We start from the raw sequence: 4,771 nt of genomic DNA, 5'->3' as shown, positions 1-4,771 counted from the left end.
TAGGGAATGAAATCACAGGGTTAAGACAGTTTGTAATTTGTCAAGTCAGACCCTCACTGGAAACAAAGTTTCCAATGCAATTACGTTCCCAAACAGATACTTCACTATGTTCAGTACAAGGTTTGGGAACGAGTTGCGCTCTGATCTCTGGTAGTTTAATAAATTACGCTGAATAGTTACGATAACATACTGAAAAGTACAAGCGGACATGGGCCCATTCTCTTTTCCATTCGAAGCTGGAGCTTCTCAAACAATCCCGTTCCCAAGCCGGAGCTTGGGAACGAGCGTTTTTTTCATAGAACTAAAGTGTTACAAGAAATTACTGATAAGGTGACCAATGACCAATGACCAATGACCAATGACTAATAACAACTATTTACTTAAAAGAAAGGAGCCTGATATGAGAAAAAAACAGTCGAAAACTACATTACAAATAATATGCATTTTTATAGGATTACTGTGCACGACATCCTTTGCCTTCTCAGCCGACAACATTTCAAATAATGAATATGTGGTCGGGCCTGAAGATATCCTTGATATCCGTGTGTGGGATAACGAAGACATGGACAGAATGGTTGAAGTCTCACAAAACGGCGCCTTTACCTTTCCTTTAATTGGCAAGGTGGATGCCGACGGCCTTTCGGTCTTTGAACTGGAAATGCTTATGGAGAAAAAATTGTTGGAAGGGGGTTATCTCGTCTCGCCTCATGTAACGGTAAAGGTAGAAAAATATCAGAGTAAAAAAGTATTTGTCGTTGGGGAAGTAATAACTCCCGGTGAATATGACTGGAAAAACAGTATGACCGTCCGCCAGGCAATTGCGCAAGCGGGTGGGGTAACGGAAAAGGCGTCACCTCGCCGCGTAATCGTAGTGAGGACGAAAGATGGAAAAGAAAAGGAGTATAAATCAAAACTTGATGCACTGGTAAAGCCAAACGATATTATCAGAGTGCCTGTAAGGTATTTTTAAAAATCGGCGTGAAGTGTGAATTTTGGCAACACGTTAGTTTTTTGAAAAAGACTAAAGTGTTACAAGGTTTTTCATTATGCCGTCAACCCACCCATTATTCCCCTCCCAGGAGGGGAATAATGGGTGGGTAAAAAAACCGCTCGTTCCCAAGCTCCGGCTTGGGAACGGGATTGTTTGAGAAGCTCCAGCTTCGAATGGAAAAGGGAATGAACCCAGGATGTCAGCTTGGAGGCTTTTCAGTATGTTACCCAAGATATTTAGAAACCTCTTTTGAATCGAATAATACACGAAGCTTCGCTTGCCGGCTAAATGGAAGCTAGAGCTTCCAACGCAATTACGTTCCCAGGCCGGAGCTTGGGAACGAGCATTTTTGTTTTTCCAAAAATCTAAACTGTTACAAAAAATCAGGAATGCTCCCAGCCAGAACCAAAACCAAACAAGCGCTAAGCGCAAAGCACGAAATACGAAACAAATTCTAAAATTCTCCCCCTTGCCCCCTACAAAGGGGGAGAATGTCCCCCGCTGGCGGGGGTGCAGGGGGTGGATTTGTATTTAGTACTTCGGATTTAACCATTAAATATTTTGCAAAAAAATACAAGGGAGGTAACACTTTAGTCTTTTGAAAAAGTAGGGGCGAAGCATTTGCTGTAAATTGTCACAAATGCGTTCATACTCAAACGAGCAAATGCTTCGCCCCTACTTTTTCAAAAGACTAAAGTGTTACAAAAGAAATTACTGATAAGAAACTATACGTACCTTTTATAAGGAGAGCAAAGCCTTGAACCAAAATAACGAATTTAACAATACATTTGGTAGGAAACCGCTTAATCGTGAGGTTCATCTTACGGATTATCTTAAAATCATAAGAAAACATATATGGATATTGGTAATTTTCTTCACAGTGGTGGTTTCCGTCGTTACTTATTTGTCGTTTACTGTAACGCCTGTCTACAAAGCGACAACACAGATTATCATCGATAACAAAAAGTCTTTTATGGAAGAAATGGCTGATGTTATGCGGATAGATGCCACGGATAAGGAGTATTACCAGACACAATACAAATTACTTGCCAGCAGGAGTCTCGCGAAACAAGTAATTCAGGAGAATGAACTCCGGGAAGTATTTTATCGTGATGCGCTGGAGAAAATAGGTTCATCAGAGACAGCTCCCGATGAGAACGATATGGAAAGTTACTTGCCTTTATCAGACGCAGAGGTGACATCTGAAATGATAGACTGGTATTTAAGAAATCTTATGATAGAACCCATTCGCGAAACACATCTGGTGAATATCAGCTTTTCAAACAAATCCCCGGAAACATCCGCACGCGTAGCCAATGCCCACGCCCATGCTTTTATAGAGAGGAGTAGCCAGATACAACGTATGTCATCACAGCAGGCGCTCGATTGGCTGAAATCACAGATTCAAGGGCAGAAGTTTAAAGTAGGTGATTCGCAGAAGGCGGCATTTCAATATAAATATGAAAAACTTCGATCCTTTTCTTTTGACGATGAAAGTATATTCTTGTTTCCCGAAATAAAAGAAAATAAAGTTATTGATGAACTTTACAAACAACTGTGCAGCCTTAAAGAATCGGTATTGGCAAACACTAAAAAGTACGGGCCAAATCATCCCAGGATGATAGAAGCAAATGCAAGCATAAAGGGGCTTGAGCAGGAAATCATTGAAGAGGTGAAGAAGGTCTGTTCGTCAATTAAGAGAGAACTGGACAGTATCATCGCCTTTGAAAGTACAAACCCAAAAATGCAGGATATCCAGGAACAAATGTCTTTGGTCAAGGCGGGAGGAGCAATAAATTACGATATTTTACATCTGGAGGCAATGAGTGATCAGGCGATTTACGATATCCTGATTAATCAGGCAAAGGAGATTAATTTAACAGGAAACATGAAGAAGGACACAATCCGTGTTGTTGATAAAGCGGAAGCTCCTCTATTTCCATCAAAACCAAGAAAGAAATTAAACGTCCTTCTATCGGTCGTGGTAGGCTTAACATTTGGAACAGGCCTTGTATTTTTCCGTGAATATATGGACAACACGGTCAAAACTCAGGAAGAAATTGTCCAGTGTACGAGTATGCCGGTTCTCGGCACGATACCGTATATGAAATCATTAAAGAAAGAGGGGGTGCTGGCTTTATCCGGCAACGGAAAATCTCCGGGGCAGAAGAATCAGAAAGGCGGTTATTATTATCACACCAATTCCGATTGTATTATCAACCGGTTGCCTTTTATGCAGACAGGAATGAGCGGGCAGGCCATGATGGTAGGAAGCGCCACGCCGGGGGAGGGTAAGACCACGGTTATTACAAAATTGGCAGTAAGTATGGCAAAGGGTGGGTTACGCGTGATAATGGTGGATGCGGACGTGTACAACACGAGTTTAAGCAATTTGTTTGGATTAAAAGATAATGAAAATGCCGGAATGTCAAATGCAATGGAAAAAATCCGGTCATGGCAAATACAGGATGGTTCTTTGTGCAATTGCAGTGTGGACGATCTTTTTTCCATTATTTCATTAAAAAAATTGAGCGGAGAGCTGACTGTTTCCAACGAATTACAGAAGATTACCACCATCTTTGAAAATGGCAACCTTTTTCATATTGACAATGAGGACACTCCATTTACCAACAGATTGGGAACGATGCTCCTGCGAGGGGGTTTTATCAATGAGACCCAGTTGAAAGACGCCATGGAACGAAACCAGCGCACGAAATTGCCGTTGGGATATATCCTCATCAATGCGGGCTATATAAATCAGGAACAATTAAAAGGTCCTATCAAATTGCAGATAGAAGAACATCTCCAGAAACTATTCAGTTGGAAAGAGGGAACGTATTCATTCAAACCGGGAAGTATAGAAACGTACGAAGATAAAAGGGTATTTTTCCAGGAGGACTTTACTCCGGTGATCAACCGTTTGGGGCGTTTGGGGGGAAGCAGATTATTGGAACGTGAGATATTATCGAACGTGACAACGTTAAATGGCTCAAATATCTCACTCCTGCGATTTGGAACCGGGGAGATTTTTCCGGAAGGAAGGACCTATTTTCAGCTTTTTGAAAAATTCCTGAACCTGTTGAAACAACGGTATGACGTGGTGCTTGTGGATACACCGCCCTTGTTAAACGCAACGGGCAGTGTTACTCCATTACTGCCATTGGCAGATGGTGTGATCCTGGTGGCCAAATCAGGGCATGTCACCGTTGATGAGGTTGATCAGGCAACAGCTATTATAAAAGAAACAAAAACAAAACTTCTTGGCACCATCATGAATTATACAGAAACCGGCGCGTATTATTATAGATGATTATAAGTAAGGAGTAAGGACAGGGTTTAGGCGCTGAATTTACGTATAGGAATTTCAATATTTTTGTAGAGACGCATTGCATGCGTCTGGAAACTACTACGCGTAAATAAAGTGTTGACACAAGAGAGAGACGAGGAGCATTCCCGATTTTTGGTTAACTAATTGTACATTGTACCACAAGCATCCTGGCTCGAAAATAAGACTACAAAAAATAGTTTAAGTACAGATACTACAACACTATATGGTTATAAACCCATTTTCATAGTTCCTGGGTGTTGCTAATGCAACATGATGACTGTTGACTGATGCTGATGACTTATTTTGTCATTACAAGGGCATCAGCTTGTCATTGCGAGGGTCTTTTCAGCTTGTCATTGCGAGGGTCTTTTCCGAAGCAACCTCATAAACCGTCATAGAGATCCTTCCATCCTGCATTCATCCCATTAATTAATTCTATTTTTTTAGCCCTT

General features: G+C 41.3%; 2 protein-coding genes. Both read left to right on the top strand.

What is annotated here, in order from left to right:
* The first annotated feature begins 400 nt into the window (after positions 1 to 400).
* Positions 401 to 970 (top strand): polysaccharide biosynthesis/export family protein, encoded by a 570-nt coding sequence (locus QZT26_RS16505; RefSeq protein ID WP_164994680.1) that lies wholly within the window; start codon positions 401 to 403, stop codon positions 968 to 970.
* 778 nt (positions 971 to 1,748) lie between these two features.
* Positions 1,749 to 4,301, top strand: coding sequence for a DUF4388 domain-containing protein (locus QZT26_RS16500; RefSeq protein ID WP_295103710.1), 2,553 nt, complete (start codon positions 1,749 to 1,751; stop codon positions 4,299 to 4,301).
* Positions 4,302 to 4,771 lie beyond the last annotated feature (470 nt).

The organism is uncultured Candidatus Kuenenia sp. (genome assembly GCF_900696675.1).
Taxonomy (GTDB): domain Bacteria; phylum Planctomycetota; class Brocadiia; order Brocadiales; family Brocadiaceae; genus Kuenenia; species Kuenenia stuttgartiensis_A.
Note: the sequence above shows the minus strand (reverse complement) of the source record. Positions and strands in the feature narration are given on the sequence as shown.

Bases quoted from the DNA above. Each gene is read 5' to 3' on its own strand.
- QZT26_RS16505 (WP_164994680.1), top strand. From the start codon at position 401: ATGAGAAAAAAACAGTCGAAAACTACATTACAAATAATATGCATTTTT.